At 35.7% G+C, this 23,981-nt stretch carries 22 protein-coding genes; 20 read left to right on the forward strand and 2 right to left on the reverse strand.

What is annotated here, in order from left to right; translation table 11 throughout:
• From B9T20_RS10085 to B9T20_RS08110, 20 genes are all read left to right on the forward strand, one after another.
• The coding region (locus tag B9T20_RS10085) for an integrase core domain-containing protein (protein WP_148138449.1) at positions 1 to 88 on the forward strand (88 nt) is incomplete at its 5' end.
• A gap of 245 nt (positions 89 to 333) precedes the next feature.
• Positions 334 to 1,269: a nucleotidyltransferase gene (locus tag B9T20_RS08020; RefSeq protein WP_233491644.1), complete on the forward strand. Its 936-nt coding sequence runs from the start codon at positions 334 to 336 to the stop codon at positions 1,267 to 1,269.
• Between the two features lie 3 nt (positions 1,270 to 1,272).
• Entirely contained in the window at positions 1,273 to 2,901 is a 1,629-nt protein-coding gene (locus B9T20_RS08025) for a ThiF family adenylyltransferase (protein WP_094490572.1), read from the forward strand.
• Entirely contained in the window at positions 2,898 to 3,362 is a 465-nt protein-coding gene (locus tag B9T20_RS08030) for a Mov34/MPN/PAD-1 family protein (RefSeq protein WP_233491645.1), read from the forward strand. The genes B9T20_RS08025 and B9T20_RS08030 overlap by 4 nt, the downstream gene beginning before the upstream one ends.
• Positions 3,355 to 4,173 carry a DUF6602 domain-containing protein gene (locus B9T20_RS08035; RefSeq protein ID WP_094490573.1) on the forward strand — a complete coding sequence of 273 codons (819 nt, stop codon included), beginning with the start codon at positions 3,355 to 3,357 and terminating at the stop codon, positions 4,171 to 4,173. The genes B9T20_RS08030 and B9T20_RS08035 overlap by 8 nt, the downstream gene beginning before the upstream one ends.
• 381 nt (positions 4,174 to 4,554) lie before the next feature.
• On the forward strand, positions 4,555 to 5,928 hold the full coding sequence (locus B9T20_RS08040) for a deoxyribodipyrimidine photo-lyase (protein WP_094490574.1): 1,374 nt from the start codon (positions 4,555 to 4,557) through the stop codon (positions 5,926 to 5,928).
• A gap of 68 nt (positions 5,929 to 5,996) precedes the next feature.
• Complete coding sequence (locus B9T20_RS08045; RefSeq protein WP_094490575.1) at positions 5,997 to 6,707, forward strand: hypothetical protein; 711 nt, start codon at positions 5,997 to 5,999, stop codon at positions 6,705 to 6,707.
• 48 nt (positions 6,708 to 6,755) lie between these two features.
• Positions 6,756 to 7,439: a ribonuclease H family protein gene (locus tag B9T20_RS08050; protein WP_094490576.1), complete on the forward strand. Its 684-nt coding sequence runs from the start codon at positions 6,756 to 6,758 to the stop codon at positions 7,437 to 7,439.
• Positions 7,440 to 7,565: 126 nt separating this feature from the next.
• Complete coding sequence (locus B9T20_RS08055) at positions 7,566 to 9,929, forward strand: class I SAM-dependent DNA methyltransferase (protein WP_094490577.1); 2,364 nt, start codon at positions 7,566 to 7,568, stop codon at positions 9,927 to 9,929.
• A 2-nt stretch (positions 9,930 to 9,931) separates the two neighbouring features.
• Complete coding sequence (locus B9T20_RS08060) at positions 9,932 to 11,734, forward strand: DUF262 domain-containing protein (protein WP_094490578.1); 1,803 nt, start codon at positions 9,932 to 9,934, stop codon at positions 11,732 to 11,734.
• Between the two features lie 11 nt (positions 11,735 to 11,745).
• On the forward strand, positions 11,746 to 13,089 hold the full coding sequence (locus B9T20_RS08065; protein WP_233491646.1) for a restriction endonuclease subunit S: 1,344 nt from the start codon (positions 11,746 to 11,748) through the stop codon (positions 13,087 to 13,089).
• A complete protein-coding gene (locus tag B9T20_RS08070) occupies positions 13,089 to 14,540 on the forward strand; it encodes a DUF262 domain-containing protein (protein WP_094490579.1) in 1,452 nt (483 codons plus the stop codon). The genes B9T20_RS08065 and B9T20_RS08070 overlap by 1 nt, the downstream gene beginning before the upstream one ends.
• 1 nt (position 14,541) lies before the next feature.
• Complete coding sequence (locus tag B9T20_RS08075; RefSeq protein ID WP_094490580.1) at positions 14,542 to 16,542, forward strand: DUF262 domain-containing protein; 2,001 nt, start codon at positions 14,542 to 14,544, stop codon at positions 16,540 to 16,542.
• A gap of 17 nt (positions 16,543 to 16,559) precedes the next feature.
• Positions 16,560 to 19,538, forward strand: coding sequence for a type I restriction endonuclease subunit R (locus B9T20_RS08080; RefSeq protein ID WP_094490581.1), 2,979 nt, complete (start codon positions 16,560 to 16,562; stop codon positions 19,536 to 19,538).
• Positions 19,539 to 19,566: 28 nt separating this feature from the next.
• Positions 19,567 to 20,148: a metallophosphoesterase gene (locus tag B9T20_RS08085; RefSeq protein WP_094490582.1), complete on the forward strand. Its 582-nt coding sequence runs from the start codon at positions 19,567 to 19,569 to the stop codon at positions 20,146 to 20,148.
• A gap of 206 nt (positions 20,149 to 20,354) precedes the next feature.
• Positions 20,355 to 20,621: a hypothetical protein gene (locus B9T20_RS08090; protein WP_094490583.1), complete on the forward strand. Its 267-nt coding sequence runs from the start codon at positions 20,355 to 20,357 to the stop codon at positions 20,619 to 20,621.
• Positions 20,618 to 20,845, forward strand: coding sequence for a hypothetical protein (locus tag B9T20_RS08095; protein ID WP_094490584.1), 228 nt, complete (start codon positions 20,618 to 20,620; stop codon positions 20,843 to 20,845). Before B9T20_RS08090 ends, B9T20_RS08095 begins: the two co-directional genes overlap by 4 nt.
• Before the next feature lie 28 nt (positions 20,846 to 20,873).
• On the forward strand, positions 20,874 to 21,065 hold the full coding sequence (locus B9T20_RS08100) for a hypothetical protein (protein WP_148138453.1): 192 nt from the start codon (positions 20,874 to 20,876) through the stop codon (positions 21,063 to 21,065).
• A gap of 111 nt (positions 21,066 to 21,176) precedes the next feature.
• Positions 21,177 to 21,536, forward strand: a complete 360-nt coding sequence (locus B9T20_RS08105) for a hypothetical protein (protein ID WP_094490586.1) — start codon at positions 21,177 to 21,179, stop codon at positions 21,534 to 21,536.
• Positions 21,537 to 21,642: 106 nt separating this feature from the next.
• A complete protein-coding gene (locus B9T20_RS08110) occupies positions 21,643 to 22,401 on the forward strand; it encodes a HEAT repeat domain-containing protein (RefSeq protein WP_094490587.1) in 759 nt (252 codons plus the stop codon).
• 36 nt (positions 22,402 to 22,437) lie between these two features.
• Here B9T20_RS08110 and B9T20_RS08115 read toward each other — a convergent pair whose 3' ends face one another.
• Together B9T20_RS08115 and B9T20_RS08120 are read right to left on the reverse strand one after the other, a co-directional pair.
• The gene (locus tag B9T20_RS08115; RefSeq protein WP_094490588.1) at positions 22,438 to 22,929 is read right to left on the reverse strand and encodes a flavin reductase; all 492 of its coding nucleotides are present in this window, start codon (positions 22,927 to 22,929) and stop codon (positions 22,438 to 22,440) included.
• A gap of 10 nt (positions 22,930 to 22,939) precedes the next feature.
• Entirely contained in the window at positions 22,940 to 23,971 is a 1,032-nt protein-coding gene (locus B9T20_RS08120) for a methionine synthase (RefSeq protein ID WP_094490589.1), read from the reverse strand.
• Positions 23,972 to 23,981 lie beyond the last annotated feature (10 nt).

A 23,981-nucleotide genomic window follows, 5' to 3' on the forward strand; every position in this document is an offset into this window, starting at 1 on the left:
AGATTATGCAACTCAATGGCTTTGGCATTATAATCATGAAAGGCCACACCAAGCTAATCAAGGACGACCACCTTTAATGGCTGCTTAACCTCTACTTTTAACTTCGGTTATTTATGGGAGGATTACCAAAGGAATTAAGTCAGCAAAAATACTGTTTACAATATCTATTGGATTAATCGTGCTGATCACTAAATTACTAACATCATTTCACTAATTAATGATTAATGATAAGATTGAAAAAATATGTAAATATTTTAGGAGAATAATTCTGCAAGGCTTGAATTATCTAATATAGCCCCCATTATTGATAATGTAATAATTTGGAGAATAATTGTGGCAGACTATAAAAGTGACTATTTACAAAGTGTACTAGAATCTCATAGAATGGGACATATTAAAGATCTTATAAGTGATTATAGAACTAAAAGAGATGAGATTAAGTCTTTTTTAAATGAACAATATGGTAATAAAATTTATGATGCTTTTAACTCAGGCTCTTATAAAAAGTATACCGCGATCAATACTAAGTTTGATCTAGATGTCGTTGTTCCATTTAAATACAAATCATTTACAACGTTAGAAGAGATGTTTGATGATGTTTATGCAAAGTTAAATGAAAAATATGAAGATGAGTGCGCAATAAAAAAACAAGGTGTATCAATAGGGTTATCATTTGAAGGAGATCAAGTCGATATTGACATAGTCCCTGCAAGAGAAACGAGTATTGATTCTTTTTCTGATAAAAAAGACTTAAATCTTCACAAATCTAATGGTGGATATCTAAAAACCAATATTCATAGTCAAATAGATCATATTAAAGCTAAGCAGAATGAGCGAAAAGTTATCCGTTTGTTAAAAATATGGAAACATCAAAATAATCACAAGTACAAGTCTTTTTTTATTGAGCTTCTAGTGATCAAAGCCTATGAAAAGGAAAAACCCAAAGGGACATTGTGGGAACAATTAAGCTCAGTATTAGCGTATGCTATCAAAAACATTAACACTGAAAACTTTAGTCTCATAGATCCTGGTAATACTAATAATAACTTAATGAATACTCTTGATGATTTGCAGAAAGCATCCCTAGTCAGCCTCTTCAAAAGACTACTATATCAAGTAGAGCAAAATGAAAAAAATATTATGCTTTATTTCGAGAAAAATGAAGAATTTGCTGTTGAACAAGAAGATGAATTTAATGATAAAACATATGGTTTAAAAAAATCAGCAGTTGTTATCTCCACTCCACCAAGCTCATCTAGGTTTGGTTAAAGAATGAACTTTACTGAATCAGAACTCAAAGAAGTTATTGGCCAAATAAGTTTTGTTAGAGGCTTATCAGAGTTATCATTCTCTGAAGCCTCAGTAAAATTCCAAATATATTTTGATTTTAAACCCCTTGTAGAACCCATATTATTTAATGTAGAGATCAGTCCTTGCTATCCTTTAAAATTTGCTAACATTGAATCAATCAGATTTAAAAATAGTGAATTGATCCAATTCAGTCATGTAATGTCTGATGGTTCAATTTGTTTCCACAATAATCACTGCACTAATTTTAAAGAAAAACTTCAGCAAGACTTTTTAGCAATCCAAAATTGGATAATAAAATATATTCTCAATGAAGATAAAGATCAGCACTATGAGCACTTAATAGTTTCTCATGGAAAATTTGATAGTATATTATACTCCTACCAATTTACTAACATTAATAAAAAATTTGAAAAGAATGAATTTGGAGAAGTATTGCTTAAATTTATCTCTCAATCTCCTTATGGTGAGAATAAAGTTAATAACTTTATGGTTAAAGAAATTGGAGGAGTATCATGTGATTGGAGTGCATATTATATAAATCAACCATATGATACAGCGGGAATTTATTTATTTATCGAATCTCCTCCTGTAATTAATGGCAGATTCTCATTCGATAATTGGGAGCAATTCAAAGAGATATTAAATCAAGATTTTTTAAGTTACTTATGGAAATACATTTTTGCAAATAGTGGCAAATATAATCAAGCAAGACCATTACCATTATTTTTAGGATTTTATACACAAAACCATGAGATACATTGGCAAGTAGCTTTGCTTAATATTGATCAATTATTTTTTCAGCTTTCACCTACAAACTCTATTTATACAATTCAAAACGAAACAATATGTTGGGCAATAACTGAAAACTCATCCTATGAATATTTTTTTGGCAGAGGATCTTTTAATAAAAAATTAACTAATAGTAATATCCTAATTATTGGCATTGGTGCCGTAGGTAGCCAAGTTGCCAAAGTGTTAACAAAATGTGGCTGTAAAAAACTCACTTTAATTGATTATGATATAAAAAAACCTGAAAATATTTGTCGCTCAGAGTATGCATTCTCACACCCTTTTACAAATAAAATTGATGAACTTACTGATATCTTATTACAATCATCTCCCTTTATAGATATTAAGTTTTTTAAAAAAATTATTACTGAACATATTAAATACTCATCATTAGATGAGTGGTATAAAAACCAAATACATGATGATTTGACCAATTTTGATTATATTTTTGATTGTTCAACTGATGATGATTTAATGTACATATTAGATCAACTAGGATCACCAACTATACTAAATTTATCAATTACTAACCATGCTAATTCATTAGTTTGTGGTGTTTCACCGATACTGTATAAATTTGTACAGCACCAATTTAATAAAATATTAGACAATGATATGAGTGATTTATATAACCCAACAGGTTGCTGGAGCCCAACTTTTAAAGCCTCTTATAATGATATTGCAACCTTAGTCCAATTTGCACTCAAACACATTAATACAATGATAGAACGTGATACTTTGGGTAATTTTATAATCCAATATTCTGATGAAATGCAAACTATGAAGGTTGAAAAATTTTGAAAATTGTACAACATTATAAAAATCTACAATTAACCATTTCAGAATCTTTATTGCACAAAATGGAAATTTTAGGAAAAAAATATTATCCAAATGAATTTGGAGGTTTTTTAATTGGAAAATATTCAGATAATTTACAGTCTCTAGAAATCTGCGATTTTATAGCTGTAGAGGACTTTATCAGTACACCTATAGAATTTATAAGACAATCACATCTTACAAATGACTTTTTTAAACAGTTATATTCTGAACACAAAATATATTACATCGGTGAATGGCATACTCACCCAAATGGTCCAGCATTTTATAGCCAAACAGATTTTCAAGCAATGATCGATATCGCAGAACATAAAGATGTTCAAATTAAAAACCCTATTTTATTTATTCTAAGTATCACCAAAGAACATCTATTAGACTTTAACTTTTTTATTCTTGATAACAATAAATTGGAGATTTATGAATAACATTAAATTATCAGAATTATTTGGCAGTATGCAAAAACAAATGTCAGCTCAACTAAGTACCAATAGAGAGTTTATCCAACATCCTGGTTCAAAAGGTGATGCTTTAGAAAATGCATGGGTAGAATGGTTGCGCAAATATCTTCCTAGTCGATACAGTGTTGATACAGCTATTGTTATAGATCATTTAGGAAATATTAGTGATCAAATTGATATCGTGATTTATGACAACTATTTTACACCTTTTATTTTTACTCAAAATGGCTTCCATTATATACCTGCTGAGGGAGTTTATGCTGTTTTTGAAGTCAAACCTGATATTCAAGGTAATGTTGATTCGGATAACTATATCCAATATGCAGGTAAAAAAATTGCTAGCGTTCGTCAGTTAGTAAGAACATCTACAACAATGATAAACTCTGGTAAAAAATTATCTGCAAGACCGCTAACTAAAATCATAGGTGGTTTTTTAGCAACAACTAATTCATTTACACATAAAAATAATGGCACTATAGAGAAACATCTCAAATCATTACAAGGTTTAGAAACCATTGATTTAGGATGTATTGCAGACTATGGAAGCTTTTTTATAAATTATGACGGCGAAGAAAATATCGATGAACTCTCAGATTTTTCGAAAAGAATAAATGATTATTATGAAATCAGAAAATTTAACAACGTACATTTTAGCCATCAAGATAACTCACTAATTGCGTTCTTCATGCAACTGACTCGCTATCTACAACAAACTATCGGTACTATCCCTGCTATTGATTTTCAAGCCTATATGGATGCAATTGGAGAAGAGGTGTAAATATTTCATATCCGTACCAAAAAAGATCCAATCACATACATTTTTATGTTTTAGGCTAATTTAGTATGTTTTTGCTTAACAAAGCATAAAGCAATTATTGATAGTTTTGTGGCGGTGTAATACTTCTGCCGCCTCCACCAGATAACATAAATACTAAGTCATAGTATTTAAGAAGAAGCCACTAAAACACTGAGTTTGAGTGGCTTTTTTATTGCTTATGGTTTAGGTTGAATTGGTTTAGCATCATCCCCTTTTTTAGGACTCCAAAACTTAAATAAATCCTTGCACGTGTATGTGTCGAAAAACGCCTTTTTTGAATAGCCATCTTATTTATAGGCTATATTATAATGATCTAATTTTTGAGTAGAGCTCAGGGGTATTATGCGATCTTTAATGTGGTTTCGATCTGATTTACGAATTCATGATAATGAAGCTTTATATAAAGCGACTCAAAATCAGCAGGCGATTGCACTTTTTATTATTGCCCATGAAGACTGGCAAAAGCATCATGATGCTAAATTGAAACTGGCGTTTATGTGGAGAAATCTGCAAGCACTTCAAAAGGCGCTTGACCATAAAAATATTCCTTTAAAGATCATTGAAGTAGATTCATGGGCACAAATCCCAGAGCGCATCAATCAGTTGATGCTCGACCATCAAATCTCATCGCTGTATTTTAATCATGAGGTAGGCATCAATGAAGTCGAAAGAGATCGTGCGGTTTATCGACAATTAAAAAAGAGTGGTTTTAAGATTAATCATTGCCACGATAAAACATTGGTTAAACTCGGCTCGATACTCAATGGAGACAATAACCCTTATAAGGTTTTTACGGCTTTTAAAAAGCGATTGATAGAAGTGTTGGAGCATCAACCGTTTGAGAATGATTGTGAGATTCCTGTGCAAGCGCCCACAGGGCTCACAAGTGATGACATTCAGGTGAATCCTTACCAAGCGTTTGATGATTTAGCTTATCAAGCAGGCGAAGATGCGGCGTTTGGCGTGCTGCAAGATTTCTTAAAAGAGGATATTTTTCATTACCATAACCATCGAGACATGCCAGCGATCGATGGCACCAGTCGTTTATCACCCTATCTTACGCAAGGCGTTGTTTCTGTTAAAGCCTTATTAAGGGAAGCGTTAATTCTCAATGAAGGGCATTTTAAAACGGGCGATGAAGGCATTCTGACTTGGATGAATGAGCTGTATTGGCGGGAATTTTATTACCATATCATGTGGAATTTCCCGAATGTTTCTAAGAATCGAGCCTTTCAGGAGAAAACAGAAAAGATTCAATGGCGAGACAATGAGGCAGATTTTGACGCTTGGAAAAATGGCAAAACAGGCGTGCCCATCGTCGATGCATTTATGAGGCAACTCAAAGCAACAGGCTGGATGCATAATCGAGGCCGAATGATTACCGCGATGTTTTTAACAAAAAATCTCTTAATCGATTGGCGCAAAGGGGAAGCATGGTTTATGCAAAATCTCATTGATGGCGATTTTGCTGCCAATAATGGCGGATGGCAATGGTCGGCTTCTACAGGCACCGATGCAGTGCCGTATTTTAGGATCTTTAATCCTGTGACGCAGTCTGAGCGATTTGATCCAAAGGGTGATTTCATTCGTCAATGGTGCCCGGAATTATCGCATTTAGATCATCAACAGATTCATAAAGTGCAGAAAAATGTCATTGTGGATCTGAAAAGTAGTCGGATCAGGGCAATAGAGGCGTTTAAACGTTTGTCGCAATAGCATTGATAGTAAAATGACTTTATAACGCTTAGCCATGTGAAACGCTGATAATCATCGAAGGAGAGAGAATGAAGCACGGTACATATGAAATTTTATCTACATTGGTGTGCTTAGATAATAGAAACGTTCATACTGCAAATTTAATGAATACGAATGAAGGGTTTACATTGTTTAGTGATGCCATGAGGCAATTACATCGCTTCAGCATTGTTGTTGATATGTGTAAACCACCCGAACAAAACTCAGCATTTTCAGTGAATGTTCTTATCACAATGCCTGATTTAACAAGATTTAGAGGCTTTGAAGGGATTAATGAAGAGTATAAAACCTCTCGTATATTGCGCGACCAGTTCATGCTGACTGATTTTTATCAAAATTATTTATGTGATCTATTGAATGGAGAGGATTCAGTATCCTTAACTTTTACAGATGAAGATGAACTTGTCGCATTTGCAAGAAGCACCATTGATGCATGTGGTGAAACGTTTTATAACAGTGAATATTCTGAATTATTTGATACGATCAAAGATCGATTATCTGAAATTAATGTATTAAAAGCATTATTAATCAATCAAGCAGATATCTCTAAAATTCCGTCATTTGATTATGTATCCGATCGTAAATTTACATTATCTTTTGGGTCGAGTGAAATTTATTGCAATACATGTTTATCAGTTATTCCACCGATTGTGACTGAAGTAGAAGATGAATTGAAATTTTTAACCTGTGAATGTTGTGGTATGAGTGGCATGGTTGATGATTGGCTAGAGATCTCATAACACCATAGAAGCAGGTCACCTTTTATTGTCATACATTTGGATGGATTGATGAGTAAACAAAAATATTATGCTGTTCGTGTTGGTCGTCAGCCTGGGATTTATCAAACCTGGACAGAATGTCAGGCTCAAACGAATGGATTTAAAGGCGCTGTCTTCAAAAGTTTCCCAATATTAGCCGATGCAGAGGCATTTTTATTAAGCACAGAAAGCCTACAAAAAGAGAAAAGTCAGAGTAAAAGCGTAAAAAGTAAAATAGCGCCCATCATTGAGGATTATGATCAGCGCGTGATTGCGGACTTAAAAAATGCTAGGGTTGTGGCATTTGTTGATGGTAGCTTTAGTGATTCAACGGGTGTGCCTCTTGCTGGATTTGGCTGTTATATCCTGCATCAGGATGAAATCAAACCTGTAGAGATTGGCAAGAAGATGGCGACTGATCAGTATGCTTCAAGCCGAAATATTGCCCCCGAAGTTTTTGGGGCTTTAGAAGCTTTAAACTGGGCATCTAGCCATGGATATAAGGCGATTACGATTTATCATGATTTGCAAAATACGGGTAAATGGGCAAGGGGCGAATATCAAGCGAATGCTGATATTTCGAAACTCTTTATGGCAGAATTGGCAAAATACCAAAAGATCTTGGACATTGAATTTGTGTGGGTCAAAGGCCATGCTGGCATAGAATATAATGAGAAAGCGGATCAATTGGCATATCAGGCGATGCTCTCATAGGTCTCATTGAAGACGCATATATAATGTGATCATGTAAGTATAGTCGCTGCATATAACAAAATGTTAAACTACCTCGGTTTAGCCACTTGTGAGTGGTATTTCTATAATATGGATAAAGGGTCAGGCATGGATCAAAGTGTACATAATAAGTTAGTTTCTTTCATTTGGAGCATTGCTGACGATTGTTTACGAGATGTATATGTTCGTGGGAAATATAGAGATGTTATTTTGCCTATGGTGGTTTTACGCCGTTTAGATAGTCTGCTTGAGCCCACGAAAGATGCTGTTTTAGCTGAAACTGAGTTTCAAAAAAATGAAATGAAACTAACGGAATTAGATGATGAGGGATTGCGTGCTGCATCGGGTTATGTCTTTTATAATACTTCTAAATGGACACTGACTAAACTTGCGAGTGCTGCAACGAACAATCGACAAATTTTACTTGCCAATATTGATGAATATTTACAAGGGTTCAGCAGTAATGTTAAAGAGATCATCGAGTGCTTTGAGCTGAAAAGTAAAATTAGCCACATGGCACAAAAAGATGTTTTATTAGATGTGATTAATAAGTTTCTTTCACCAGACATTAATTTATCCCCAAATGCCAAACAAGACTCACATGGTTATGCACTGCCAGCGCTAACAAATTTAGGCATGGGCTATGTATTTGAAGAGTTGATCCGTAAATTTAATGAAGAAAATAATGAAGAGGCGGGTGAACACTTTACACCACGAGAAGTGATTGAGCTAATGACGCATTTGGTTTTTGAGCCGATTAAAGCCTCTATTCCTGATGTGATGACGGTTTATGATCCTGCTTGCGGCAGTGGTGGAATGCTAACAGAAACTGAAAACTTCATTCGTGAGCATTACAAAGAAAATGCCGATATTTATCTGTACGGCAAAGAAGTGAATGATGAAACATACGCCATTTGTAAGTCAGACATGATGATTAAAGGGAATAACCCTGAAAATATTCGCTTAGGCTCAACACTTTCAACCGATGAATTTGCAGGCACATTGTTTGACTTTATGTTGTCAAATCCGCCATATGGTAAAAGTTGGAATTCTGAAGAAAAATACATCAAAGATGGCAAAGATATTATTGATGCGCGATTTGTTGTGTCATTAAATGACTATTGGGGTAAGCAAACCGATGTTGTAGATGCAACACCGAGAACCAGCGATGGCCAGCTGTTATTCTTGATGGAAATGGTTAGCAAAATGAAGCCTACAACCAATGGTGGAAATGGCAGCCGTATTGCATCTGTCCATAATGGTTCGAGCTTGTTTACAGGTGATGCAGGTAGCGGAGAAAGCAATATTCGTCGTTACATTATCGAAAATGATATGTTAGATGCCATTATCCAGCTTCCGAATAACTTATTTTATAACACAGGCATTACAACCTATATTTGGCTGCTCAGTAATCACAAACCAACAGAGCGCAAAGGCAAAGTACAACTCATCGATGCCAGTCTTTTATTTAGAAAACTTCGTAAAAATTTGGGTGATAAAAACTGCGAGTTTTCACCTGAAGACATCGCTTTAATTCTTAAAACTTACCTTGATCATCAAAATATCGAACGCTCTGTCAATGAGGATAATGAGCCGAGCGGAATCGCCAGTCAAATCTTTAATAACAGTGATTTTGGCTATTACAAAGTCAATATTGAGCGCCCTGATCGCAGAGCAGCATGTTTTTCAAGTGGTGCAATTGAACCGCTTCGCTTTGATAAGAGATTTGGCGATGCGATGAGTCATTTTTATCACCTTCATGGTGATGATGTGTATCAAAAAGACTTTTTAAAAAATCATGAAAATGAATTAATGACATGGTGTGAAGAACACGACATTAATTTAAGTGCGAAAGATCGTAAAAACTTACTCAATACAGATTATTGGCATAAATTAAAAGATGTCTGTGATGCTGCATTTCAATTGATGCATCATATCGGGACAGATGAATTCAAAGATTTTAATCACTTTAAAGTGTTAGTAGATGATGCGATTAAAGCATTAAAACTAAAATTATCTGTCAGTGAAAAAAATAGTATTTTGAATAGCGTGAGTTGGTATGACGAAACTGCCGAAAAAGTCATCAGTAAAGTGGTTAAATTAAAAGATGAAAAGTTACAGGAATTGCTTGATCGCTATCAGTGTGACGAGAATCAACTCAGTGATTTTGGCTATTATCGAACGCATAAACAAGGCGAGTATATGACCTATGTGGGTAATAGCGATCTACGGGATGCTGAATCCATTCCATTGAATGAAAAAATCCATGATTATTTTGTTGCAGAAGTTAAACCACACGTTCAAGAGGCTTGGATTAACTTAGAATCTGTGAAGATTGGCTATGAAATTAGCTTTAACAAATATTTTTATCGTCATAAACCATTGCGTTCATTAGAAGCAGTTGCGGCTGATATTTTGGCCTTAGAAAAAGAAGCAGATGGTTTGATTGCAAAAATTTTGGGAGTGAATTAATCATGGCAAAATATTCAGTACATCAACAACCTGTTGAAACTTTGTTGTCATGGATTAAATCAGGTGAAATTGCCATTCCTGAAATTCAACGACCATTTGTATGGAGCGCAACCAAAGTCCGTGATTTAATGGATTCTTTATATAAAGGCTATCCTGTTGGTTATATCATCACATGGCGCAATCAAGATATTCGTTTGAAAGATGGCTCATTATCTAATGGCAAAAAAATCCTAATCGATGGACAACAACGCATTACAGCGTTAACTGCGGCTGTTGTTGGACAAAAGGTTTTAAATAAAGATTACCAAGAAGTGGCCATTCGTATCGCTTACAATCCATTTGTGGAAGAAGGTGAATCACACTTTGAAGTATGTGATGCAGCTATCGAAAAAAATGCAAGGTGGATCAATAATATCAGCCCAATATTAACGGGTGAAGTAAGTATGTTTAAAGTTTTAGGTGAATATTTAACAGTGAACCCAGATGTTGACCAGAACTTATTAGAACAAAGATTAACTGAACTACAAAAAATCAAAAATAGCCAAATAGGGATCATTGAGTTAGATGCTAGTCTAGACATTGATACAGTAACAGAGATATTTATCCGCATTAATCAGAAAGGCGTTGTGTTAAGCAATGCTGACTTTGTGATGTCAAAAATCGCATCAGACATTCAATTTGGCGGCAATACGCTCCGTAAAATGATTGATTATTTCTGCCATCTTCATAATGACAATTCCTTTGATAAAATCATTGAAAAAAATGATAGAACCTTTACGCAAACGAGCGATTATCAAGCGATTCGTTGGATTACAACAGTCAATGACCAGTTGTATCAACCAAGTTATGTAGATGTGTTGCGTGTGGCTTATACTTATCAATTCAATCGTGGTAAGTTCAGCGATTTAGTTGCGTTGCTTTCTGGGCGTGATTTTGAAAATCGTCGTAATGTTGAAAGCATTGCAGCAGAAAGTTATGTGAAGCTTCGCATTGGTTTAGAAAGCTTCTTTAATCAAACCAATTATCAACGATTTTTAATGTTGATTGAATCCGCAGGATTCATTAGTAAAAAATTATTAAATGCTCAAAATAGCCTGAATGTTGCATATGCCTTATTCCTACAGTTAAGAGAAAATAAGGTGGACGATGCTAAAATTCAAAACTTGATCAAACGCTGGTTTGTCATGTCATTGCTAACAGGTCGTTATTCAGGTTCTTCTGAATCTGCGATTGAAAAGGACATTAAGCAAGTTGCTGAAAAGGGCTTGGAAGCTTATTTGATTCAAATGGAACAAGCTGAATTAGATGAAGGCTTTTGGGATTATCGTCTTGTGAATGATTTGGAAACATCAAGTACAAGCAATAATACATATACATGTTATTTAGCCGCGCAATGTAAAAATGCTGAGATTGCATTTTTGTCAGATAGCGTAACGGTTAGAAGTTTGATCGAACAACGAGGCGATGTTCATCATCTTTTCCCGAAAAAATATTTGGAAAAAGATGGCTATAAACGCACTGAATATAATCAAGTGGCAAACTTTGCCTATATTGAACAGCAACCAAATATTAAAATATCCAACGATGCGCCGCATGTTTATATGGCAAAAGTGATGAAAAATATTGAGGAAGGCACACAAACGTTAACTTCTTTGAAATCATTGGATGCTTTGAAACAAAACATGGCTATTAATGCGATTCCTGAATCATTGATGAATGCAGATTCAACAGGCTATAAAGAGTTTTTGATTGAGCGTCGCCAATTGATGGCACAAAAAATCAAAGCCTATTATCAGAGTTTATAAGGAGCATATTGATGATGAATTATCCAAAATATGAATCCTATAAAGATTCAGGCATTGATTGGCTCGGCGAAATTCCAAGAGATTGGGGAATTGTCAGGTTCACGGATTCTTTTGTTTTTAGCAAAGGATTGACGATTACTAAAAAAGATTTAAAAGAAACAGGCATTCCTTGTATCAGTTATGGAGAAGTACATTCAAAGTATCCATTTATGTTTGATCCAAATAAGAATCGATTTAAATGTGTAGATAATCAGTTTTTGAAGACCAATCGATCTTCATTGATAAATTATGAAGATTTTATTTATGCAGATACTTCTGAGGATATTGAAGGATCGGGTAATTTTTCTCAGTTAATTTCAAAGGATAATGCAATATTTGCTGGATATCATACAATTATTTGCAGATATCAATTGAATGATAATAAAAAATTTATAGCATTTTTTTTAGATTCTTTAGCTTATAGGCATCAGGTAAGGAAACAAGTAAAAGGTGTTAAAGTGTATAGTATTACTCAAAGTATATTGAAAAATACTAATCTTTGTTTGCCTACGCTCCAAGAACAAAACCTCATCGCAAAATTCCTTGACCAAAAAACAAGCCAAATAGATGAAGCGATTCGCATTAAAGAAAAACAGATTGAGCTTTTGAAAGAACAAAAGCAAATCATGATTCAAAATGCAGTAACGAAAGGTCTTGATCCGAATGTCAAAATGAAAGATTCAGGCGTTGATTGGATTGGCGAAATTCCTGAGCATTGGAGCGTTTTGCCAGGTTTTACAATCTTTAAAGAGAATAAAGACTCGAACAAAGGAATGAAAAGAGATACTGTGCTTTCTCTGAGTTATGGGAATATTATTATTAAGCCAGAGGAAAAATTAGTAGGGCTTGTTCCTGAGTCATTTGAAACTTATCAGTTGGTTAATTCTGGGGATATTATTATTCGTTGTACTGATTTACAAAATGATAAGACTAGTTTAAGAACAGGAATTGCTAGAGATAATGGGATTATTACAAGTGCATATATTAATTTAAGAGTTGTTAATAGCTCTAATAAAGATTATGTTCACGAATTTTTGCATGTTTTTGATATTACAAAAGCAATGTATAAATATGGTTCTGGCTTAAGACAAAATTTAACATTTAAAGACTTTAAATATTTATCTATTTTGCAGCCTAGTATTAAAGAGCAAAATGAGATTGTGGAATTTTTAGCAGCAATCTCTAAAAATATAGAAGATTACAATGAACTCTTACAACAACAGATTTCTAAGTTAAAAGAATACAAAACAACGTTGATTAACAGCGCAGTGACGGGGAAGATCAAAGTCACGCCTGAAATGGTAGGTGAAGCGTAATGACTGAATCAGGAATCATGTTAGCCAGTTGTACTTTAGATGAATTATTTAGAAACGCCATCATGGGTTCTGATGGTCGTCTGATTAAAGGAAAGCTAACGATTCCTGATTATCAACGCGCTTATGTTTGGCAAACAAAAGAGCTTAAAACATTGTTGGCTGATTTTGAAGAATATTTTTGTTCAAAAAATACAGATGAAAAGGATGATACAGAACCATTGTATTATCTCGGTTCGATCATTGCTCATCAAGATGGTGAGAATCTCAATATCATTGATGGGCAGCAACGCATTACCACAATGGCTATTATTGCTGTGATTCAAGATGAAGAGAACAATAAAAAGGATTATCCAAATTTAGCATTGGAATTTCATTCACCAGAAAGCCAAGCAAACATCCTGAAAAATTATCAATGGCTCAAAGAAGAAAATAAGATTCAGCTAGGTAAGATTGATTACACCAAGATCAATGTCACATTAGTGATGACGGATAGTGAAGATGCCGCTTATAAGTTTTTTGAAACCCAAAATACAGGCGGTGTTCGTTTAGGGGGTGCGGATATTATTAAAGCGCATCATTTGAGGGCAATTCAAAAGTCCAAAGGCAGTGATTATGCTAATCAAGCGGCTAAAACATGGGAATCCATGAAGCATGTGGCGGGTAAAAATCGCGATGAACCATTAATTGCTTGTCTTTTACGCGGTCGATATTGGAATACTTTGGATTTTAAAAACTACCCACATAAAGGCGGTACAGCCTTAAGAAATGCAATTGTTCAAGCATTGGCAGATGACTGTGGTCAAGGCCATGAGAACCTTGGCTTTGGTCGTTATCGCGTGAAGTATGATGAATCATTGAGAAGTGAAGAAAAATTATCATCGGCTTATGAGCTCCGCCAGCCATTGAATGAAGGGCAAAATACGGTGGATTATTTTCGGTATTTTGATGCGCTGTATGAGAAATATTTCGCAGTAGAAGCGGCGCTTGAATCGAATCATCTCACTGATTACTATGAATTTTATCAACATATTTCAAATATCGATTATTATGGCTATATGTTTAAATGCTTTCAAACTGCTTTATTGATCTATCTGTCTCAATTTGGTGATCAGTATTTAGATGTTGTGGCAAAGAAACTGTTTAGAGTGATTTTTTCATTACGCTTGAGCCAATCGCGTGTGGAAGCTCGATCCATTCCAAAATTGCTATGGGATGATCCTGTATTTGATTGGATCACAACAAGCTATACCGTTGAACAGTTATGTTCACGGTTAGATGGTTTTAAATTGAAACCTATGAAAAATGGAGATGAAACTAATCAGGCAAATAGATTCATTACTCAAATGCGTAAGTTCATTAATGCCGATCAAAACAGTGATTCTTATGATTTTAATGCTTGGTGCGAAGAATATGATGCTGGCATTAAACAATTATCGTTAGGGGGGCAATAATATGAATCAAGTCAATACCGAAATTCTAACGATAGAGAAAATCATTAAAGATCATTATTTGTTTGCAATACCAAGTTATCAACGTCCTTATGTTTGGGGTGATCAGGAGATCAATAAGCTATGTGAAGATATTCGTTTAGCTATGGAAGAAACACCTGAACAACATTATTTTATTGGTACAACGCTCAGTTCTTTGAATAATGGCCGATATGAATTAGTGGATGGACAACAGCGCACAACGACTTTGATTATATTGGCCATCGCATTAAAGGAATTGTCAGTTGAGCATGATATGACAAAGTTATTGACCATTGATGCGCTCAGACTATACTTTCCCATTCGTGACAATGTGAATCAGTTACTCGCTTGTCAATCGGGCATCAAACAATCATCTTCGATGTATCAGGATGATGCTTATAGTCAAGGCATTAAAAATGGGGTTGAAATTTGTAAATGTTTGATTCAAAAGTTAGAGGAAAGTGAGCGAAAAGTTTTTTTAGATTATTTATATGCAAAGGTTTGTTGGGTGAATAACGTGCTACCATTTGGTGCAGATCTCAATAAAATTTTTAGAACAGCAAACTTTTCAGGGATTCAATTAGAGCAACATGAGATTTTAAAGGCTAGATTATTGGCTAAGGTGACAGATGCTCAGGATAAAAGCGTCTTTGCAGCCATTTGGGAATCATGCCAAAAGATGGATGAATATTTTGTAAAAAATGTTCGCGATGTTTTTAATAAGCCATCATTGCCTAGAAAAATTGAAGAATACAGAGAATACAATCCTGATTTATTTAAGTTAGCTGGTCATAATGAAGGCGTTGATCATGAGCATCAATATATTAATCTGTTATCAATGATTGAAAAATCATCAGAGATTAAAGACAAACAAAATAAAGTAGATGAAACCATTAAAACTGATCAGAAACGGGAAGAATTAGAAGATACTGAACAGAGTTATTTAAGTTCAATGATTTCATTTTCACAATTATTGTTGCATGCCTATCGAATTTTTTTGCAAGAAAATGGTCAAGAAGATATTCGTTTTTTGAATGAAGAAAAGTTAAATGAGGTATTTAAAGATTTAACGGATGAATCTAGTGATGAAATCATGAGATTCATAACACTGCTTTGGCAAGTTCGTTATTACTTTGATTTATTTGTTGTTAAACGCATTAAAAATAATCATCCACAATCTGACTATCACGATGTGTTGATGATTAAAAAACAGAAATTTAATGATAAAGGATATTTTGAAACCACCATTGTCGCTGATACAACAGCCTTAACACAGTTACAAAGCATATTGCTTTATACGATGGATAGAAAAGCTCAATATTGGCTCACCCCCTTTTTGGTTGATCTGATTCAAAATGACAAGAGTGATCTAGAGGATGAAAGTGTATTCAATACATTAGAAAATATTGACAACAAATTATCAGAACAACGATTAGATCATGCTCAAAAACAGAGTTTATTAGAATTGAGTTTTGAGTGTTGCGGTCAAAATATGGTTTTAAATAAACTAATCGCTGAGGAAATTGAAACAACATTAAGCAAATCCTCAGGAACAGGTTTTAAACATTATTGGTTTTATAAGTTGGAATATTTGCTTTGGAAAGAGATGGATAGTGCTAATGATTATGAAAAGGATGAAAAATTTAAAAATTATCGCATTACTTCAAAGAATTCAGTTGAGCATGTTTACCCACAGCAACCCGAAGATACATCACGAATATTAGATAATAAGGATTTACATGCATTTGGAAACCTTGTTTTATTAAGTGTTGGAGAAAACTCATCTTATGGTAATGAAATGCCTAATGTTAAATTTGAGAGATTTGACAATAAGTTAGATAGAAATAAAACCTATGAATCATTAAAATTCAAATATATGCGTGATTTGGCAAGAACTAAAGAATGGAATCATGAATCTATTAAAGAACATCAGAAAGAAATGATTCAACTGATTCAAATGCATTATGCTCCAGAAAAAGTATAGTTAAGGAATAAAGAATAATGATATCAAATACAAAAGAAGAAGCATTGGAAAACTTGATTGAAAAACACTTGCATGACACGAATGGTTTTGAGATTGGTGCACCGAAAAACTTTGATCAACAGCATGCTTTAGACGTTCACTTTTTTTGGCAATTTTTAGAAAATACACAAAAATTAAAATTAGAAAGGTTACAAAAGCATCGTCCACAAGATTGGCAACGGGCTGTTATTGAACGTTATGATCGATTAATCAAAAAAAATGGCGTATTGGCATTATTAAAAAAGGGTTTAGATATTGGTGATGTGCATTTAGATTTAATGTATCCATTACCCTTAGCCAGTAGCAGCCAAATTATTCATGAAAATTTTGAGAAAAATATTTTCAGTGTCACGCGCCAACTCACTTATTCAATTGCAAATCCATTACAAGAAATTGATATGGTGATTTTTTTGAATGGTGTGCCATTAATAACACTGGAATTAAAAAATGCTTGGACAGGGCAAACGGCACGTTTTCATGGGCAAAAACAATATCGAGAAGATCGTGATACTAAGCAACCATTATTAAATTTTGCACGTTCACTCGTGCATATGGCAGTCGATACGGATGAAGTTTATATGACAACAAAATTAAAGGGTAAAGAGACTTTTTTCTTGCCTTTTAATAAAGGAAACAATTTAGGACAAGGTAATCCACCTAATCCTAATGGACATAGAACGGCATACTTATGGGAAGAAGTATTCACTAAAGTTAGCTTAGCCAATATCATCCAACACTTTGTGCGCTTAGATGGAGATTCAAAAGATAAATTAGAAAGCCGTTCTTTGTTTTTCCCTCGATATCATCAATTAGATGTTGTGAGAAAAATCATTAATGATGTTGAACATAATGGCGTGGGACAAACATATTTAATTCAGCATTCAGCCGGTTCAGGTAAATCGAATTCTATTACTTGGGCAGCATATCAATTGATTGAAGCTTATCCTTTAACAGAAAAAGCAGCGGCAGGACGACCTATGGATGAGCCAATCTTTGATTCTGTGATTGTGGTGACCGATCGCAGATTATTAGATAAGCAAATTAAAGATAATATTAAGAGTTTCTCAGAAGTTAAAAATATTATTGAACATGCTAATAAATCTCAAGACTTAAAAACAGCGTTGGAAAGTGGTAAGAAAATTATCATTACAACCATTCAAAAGTTTCCATTCATCATTGATGGGATCAGTGATTTAAGTGATCATCGCTTTGCCGTCATTATTGATGAAGCACATAGTTCGCAATCTGGATCTGCGCATGACAATATGAATAGGGCAATGGGGAAGAATGATGAAGATGAATACATTGATGCACAAGATAAAATTCTAGAGCTCATGCAGTCAAGAAAAATGCGCGGGAATGCTTCCTATCTCGCATTTACCGCAACGCCAAAGAATCATACGTTAGAAAAGTTTGGAGAACCACAGGCAGATGGATCTTTTATCCCATTTCATCTTTATTCGATGAAACAGGCAATAGAAGAGGGTTTTATTTTAGATGTATTGGCGAACTATACAACATATAAAAGCTATTATGAGATCCAAAAATCCATTGCGGATAATCCAACTTTTGACAGTAAAAAAGCACAAAAAAAGTTGCGCACTTTTGTTGAAAGCAGTCAGCAGACCATAGATGTTAAAGCATCCATTATGTTAGATCACTTTACAGATCATGTTGTGAACACTAAAAAACTCAAAGGCAAAGGTAAAGGAATGGTGGTGACGCAGAGCATCGAAAGTGCCATTCGTTATTACAAAGCCATTGATCGACTGCTTAAAGATAGAAATGATCCGTTTAAAGTTTTGATTGCCTTTTCGGGCATCAAAGAAGTCGATGGTATTGAATATACGGAAAGCGAGATGAATCATTTCCCTGAAAATGACACGGCCAAACAGTTTGATCATGATGAAAATCGATTATTAGTGGTGGCCAATAAATATTTAACAGGCTTTGATCAACCAAAGTTATGTGCAATGTATATTGATAAAAAATTAACGAGTGTTTTATGCGTTCAGGCATTATCTAGGCTCAATCGAAGCGCACCTAAATATGGGAAAAGAACGGAAGACTTAGCAATATTGGATTTCTTTAATACAGCAGAAGACATTGAAAAAGCCTTTGCACCTTTTTATACAGCAACAACCCTTTCAGCAGCAACGGATGTGAATGTTTTACACGACTTGAAAGAGTTATTAGATGAAGTGGGTGTTTATGAGCAATATGAAGTCGATGAATTTGTCAGGCTATTTTTCAGCAAAGAAGACGCAATGCTCTTGAGCCCAATGATTGATGTTTCGGCAGATCGATTCAATCATGGTTTAGAATTATCACACGAAGATAAAGTTGATTTTAAAGTCAAAGCCAAGCAGTTTGTAAAAATTTATGGTCAGATGGCTGCGATCATGCCTTATGAGATTGTGGCATGGGAGAAGCTATTTTGGTTCTTAAAATTTTTAGTGCCAAAATTAATTGTGAATGATCCTAGCATTGATGGTATAGATGAATTACTTGAATCTGTTGATTTAAGTTCTTATGGCTTGCAACGAGTTTCTCTGAATTCTGCTTTAAAATTAAATGAAGAGAGCGGTGAATTAGATCCTCAAAATCCTAACCCACGTGGGGCTCATAATACTGAAGAGCAACATGATCCTATTGATCAAATCATTCAGAATTTTAATGAAAAATGGTTCCAAAGTTGGGCATTAACGCCAGAAGAACAGCGCATTAAGTTCGTCAATATTCAAGAAAGCGTCAAGAGGCATCCTGATTATGTAGAAAAATATCAAAAAAGTAGTGATCCTCATCACCGAGATTTAGTCTTTGCGAAAATGATTCAAGATGTGATGCTCAAAAGACGAATGGATGAGATGGATTTATATAAGCTGTATATGACAGATGAGGCTTTTAAAAGATCTTGGATAGAGAGCATGCAAAGGTCGCTCGATCATACTAGATAACTTATTTTTAGCGATTGAGCATAGAAAAATGAAAATATTACACGTCACGGACATTCATTTTAAACGGTTTGTTTTTGATTCGATCAGTGAACAGCAAAACCGTTATGATGCCATTTGTGTCACAGGCGACTTTTTAGATGAAACGAATGATGTTGCGATTGATGCGCAAATTGACGATGTGCGCGCATGGATTTTGTCGTTTAAAACACCCATTTTTGTCTGCAGCGGCAATCATGATCTGATCGATGGTTCATGTGATTGGCTGGCGGACTTACCTAGAAGTGATGGTTCTATGACAACACTGAATAATATTGTGATCGGTTGTGCGCCTGAAGATTGTGAGGATTTTTATCGATACCGAGATTGCAATATATTGTTGCATCATTATCCGCCTGCAAATAGCCAAACGGCAATCGATCAAACGGGTAGAAATTATGGCAGTGCTACTTTAAAAAGTGATATGCGCTTATTAAATTGTCAATACATTTTGTGTGGGCATGTGCATCGACCGATTGCTAGAGCGAGAAGGAATCAAAATATCATTATTTATAATGCAGGCGGCAATCATAGAAATGATCGAGTCAGATATATAGCGTTTGATATCAATTAAGATAATCTATTCATTCAAGAATTTGAAGCAGTGCACAATCTTGAACAACGCCAAAGAAATCATTCATTGAAATATGACACAACCATGCATGACTACAGGCTATAATTAATTGAATCACCAAACTCAGGTTCAAAAAGAATTAAACGAGATGTTACCTCAACAGTCTCCTATTTTATTAAACGAGAATAGGTTGCCTAAGGAAATATATGATAGATACATTTAAAAAATGGATGATTCCAGAGAAAAATTCTGAATTGTTATCAATTTCAGATATTGAAACAAAAGATTTACCTATCTTGTGGTTATTAGGAAAAACCGGTGCAGGTAAATCTTCATTAATTCAAGCATTGACACATTTAACAACTGTTGAAATAGGCAATGGATTTTCCCCATGTACTGCGACATCTGTGGCTTATGATTTTCCTCAAGGGCGGCCAATTCTGCGCTTTTTGGATACAAGACTTCATGATTGAAAGCAGAGACCATTTATCCTCTAGCAATATTGAATGATCAATCTTTTGGTATTGAAGCATTAGAAGAAGCAATACAAGCCCAATACAATGAAGCAATTCAGACGCAATTGAACCGTAGAAATATTGAAGCGAAGGATCGTCAATCAGGTTTCATCAATCAAGGTGTTCGATTATTTAATGGTGTTTCAGGCATGGTTCAAGCAGTGATGAAGACAGAAAAATAACTAAACTTTCAGGAGAAATATTATGGTGATGATGCAACAATTACCTTTTAAAATTCGCTGTACCAATTGCAATTGGTCAATGTCAGAAAGTAGCGATGCGATTATGCTGCCATCAGAGTGTCCAAAATGTGGTGAAACTCGATTAAAATATGAAGATAATCCAGATAAGAAGTTATCACCTTTAGAAGCATGGAAAAAAAAGTTCGGTATTATCAAGTGATCAATTGCTTGTTCCGGTCAAACTTCATTAATTAAATTTATTTTAACAAAGCGACTCAAAAATTAGAAATGTAAGCTATATTTATTTAAATGTAAATATAGTGGAAGAATCATGAGTCAGTATAATTTAGCAGAATTAAAAAAAATTTCGGGGTTTAAGGTTGTGTCGTTGGTGGATGTCAATAGCGGAGTCGCCGTTGCCTCAGAAAGCGCCACAGATTTTGACATTGCATTGGCATCATCCGGCAATGCCAAAATTGTTAAAACCAAGCGCGATGTGGCCAATAGCCTCAACTTAGATGATGAGATCGAAGACATTTTGATCACGCTTGGTAAAGAGTATCATTTAATTCGTTTATTAAAGAAAAATACCAACTATTTTCTTTACTTGGTATTAGATCGTGCTGAAGCCCATTTAGGTTTGGCAAGACTCGATTTAAAAGCTTTTGAAGCACAGTTGGATTTTTCATAAAATACACAGTTCAATGGCGATCACCCTTTAGATTAGGTGCTTTACATACGATTTAAGAATATAATCCTTCTTTAGTTAGAAATTTTGCAGGTCAATAGAGGGCAGTATGGGAAAGAAGCGTTTAACAAAGGGTGTCATCATCGAGGATAAGGACAAAAAAGTGGCAGAAGTCTTATTAGACTTAGACCGCAATGCCTCGGATGATGAATTTATACTGGGATTTAAAAAGAAATTCCCACAAGATTGGCAGAAGGTTGAAGCCCGTTATGCTGAGTATGAAAGCCTTGTGAAAAAGCGTAACATCCCACCGATGGCGCGCCCCTTTCAATATGTGCTCAATGCCGCTAGAATCATACGTTCGCGCTATCAGCATGGTGAGGATTTGCAAGAGATCCTTAAAAAACTCAATGCACCTAAGCCTGCATTTATTGAGGCAGAACCTGCGGATCAAGAGGCGCTCTTTAAAAAGCTCAATGATGCCCACAGCTATGAAAAACGCATCGATGCCATTAAAAAGTTGGGTAAATATAAATGTCCTGCGGTGGAAGCGGCGTTTTTAGAGATCATGAAAACCGATCCCGTTAATGATGTGCGAGAAGCGGCGCATGCGCGCTTAAAAATCTTTGGTTATGACATCAGCAGCCCGCGCAAGGCGCCTGCGTATGTGGATAAGGATCTGCATGAAAAATTGTTGGAAGTGGCCAGTTCCTTGCACGATGATTTTTCATACGATCGCTTTGAGTCGAAGTTTCGCACCATTTTTCCATTTGAGTTTGACATGCATCGATATCAGAAAAAAGCGGGCTTTAAAGAGTGGCTCACCGTTCAGATCAGACAATTGCCAAGACAACACGAATACGAATAAAAAAAGCCCCGTTTGGGGCTTTTTTATGTTTGGGCGTTAAGCAATTTCGGTTTTTCCCACAGGATGATACGCACGGTTGAAGTACACCAAGCCTTGATTGTGCTCGCTTTGACGAATGGCCACAATCTGGCAAATGAAGATGGCATGCGTGCCCACATTCTGGATGTGTTCAATCTCGCAATCAAAGCTCACCAGTGCATCTTCTAGCACCGGTGCACCAGTTGCTAAGGTTGTCCAATTGCCAAACTCAAAGCGCTCTTCAGGGCTCATTTTGGAGGAAAAAACAGTGGAGATGTGTTGGTGATGTGCACTTAACACATTGACTGTTAAAACCTTATTGGCAATGAAATGCTCATGGGAGCTTGCCGATTGATTCATACAGACCAAAAGTGTTGGCGGTGTATCTGTCACACTACAAACAGCCGATGCAGTGAAGCCATAACGGCCCGATTCACCCACCGTGGTCACCACATTGACCGCGCCTGTTAACAAAGACATTGCATTTCTAAAGTCTGTTGCTTCAACCATGACTATTTTCCTAAATTGAGTTGAGCTCTTTACGGATGATCTCAGCGCCAGCACTCAATGCATGGAGCTTGCCGCGCGCCACATGACGAGCGAGCGGTGCCATGCCGCAGTTGGTGGATGGATAGAGTTTATCAGCATCCACAAACTGAAGGGCTTTGCGCAAAGTGTCCGCAACTTCTTCTGGGGTTTCAATGACATTGGTGGCCACATCGATGGCGCCCACCATCACTTTTTTGCCGCGAATGAGCTCAAGCAGATCCATCGGCACGCGTGAATTATGGCATTCTAACGAGATGATGTCGATGTTAGATTGCTGCAATTTTGGAAATGCCTCTTCATATTGGCGCCATTCAGAGCCCAATGTCTTTTTCCAATCGGTGTTGGCTTTGATGCCATAACCGTAGCAAATGTGCACCGCAGTTTCGCATTTTAAGCCTTCAAGGGCGCGTTCTAAGGTTGCAATGCCCCAATCATTGACTTCATCAAAGAAGACGTTAAAGGCAGGTTCATCAAACTGAATGATGTCAACGCCGGCCGCTTCAAGCTCTTTGGCCTCTTGGTTGAGGATCTTGGCAAATTCCCACGCCAATTTTTCGCGGCTTTTGTAATGGCCATCATACAAAGTATCAATCATGGTCATGGGGCCCGGCAATGCCCATTTAATCGGGCGATCGGTGTGTTGGCGTAAGAATTTGGCATCTTCCACAAACACAGGTTTTTGGCGGGAGACTTCGCCAACCACGCTTGGCACGCTCGCTTCATAGCGATCACGGATTTTAACGGTTTCACGTTTTTCAAAATCGACGCCGTTTAAGTGCTCAATGAATGTGGTCACAAAGTGTTGGCGCGTTTGTTCGCCATCGCTGACGATGTCAATGCCTGCATGGATTTGATCTTGCAATGCAATCAACAATGCATCTTCTTTGGCCTCTTTGAGCTGTTCGCCCTCTAATTTCCAAGGGGACCAAAGTTTTTCAGGTTCCGCAAGCCAAGAAGGTTTTGGTAAGCTGCCAGCGGTGGAAGTGGGTAATAATCTTTTCATAATCGTTCTG

Origin of the sequence: Wohlfahrtiimonas sp. G9077, from assembly GCF_002252155.1 — a bacterium.
Lineage (GTDB): Bacteria > Pseudomonadota > Gammaproteobacteria > Cardiobacteriales > Wohlfahrtiimonadaceae > Wohlfahrtiimonas.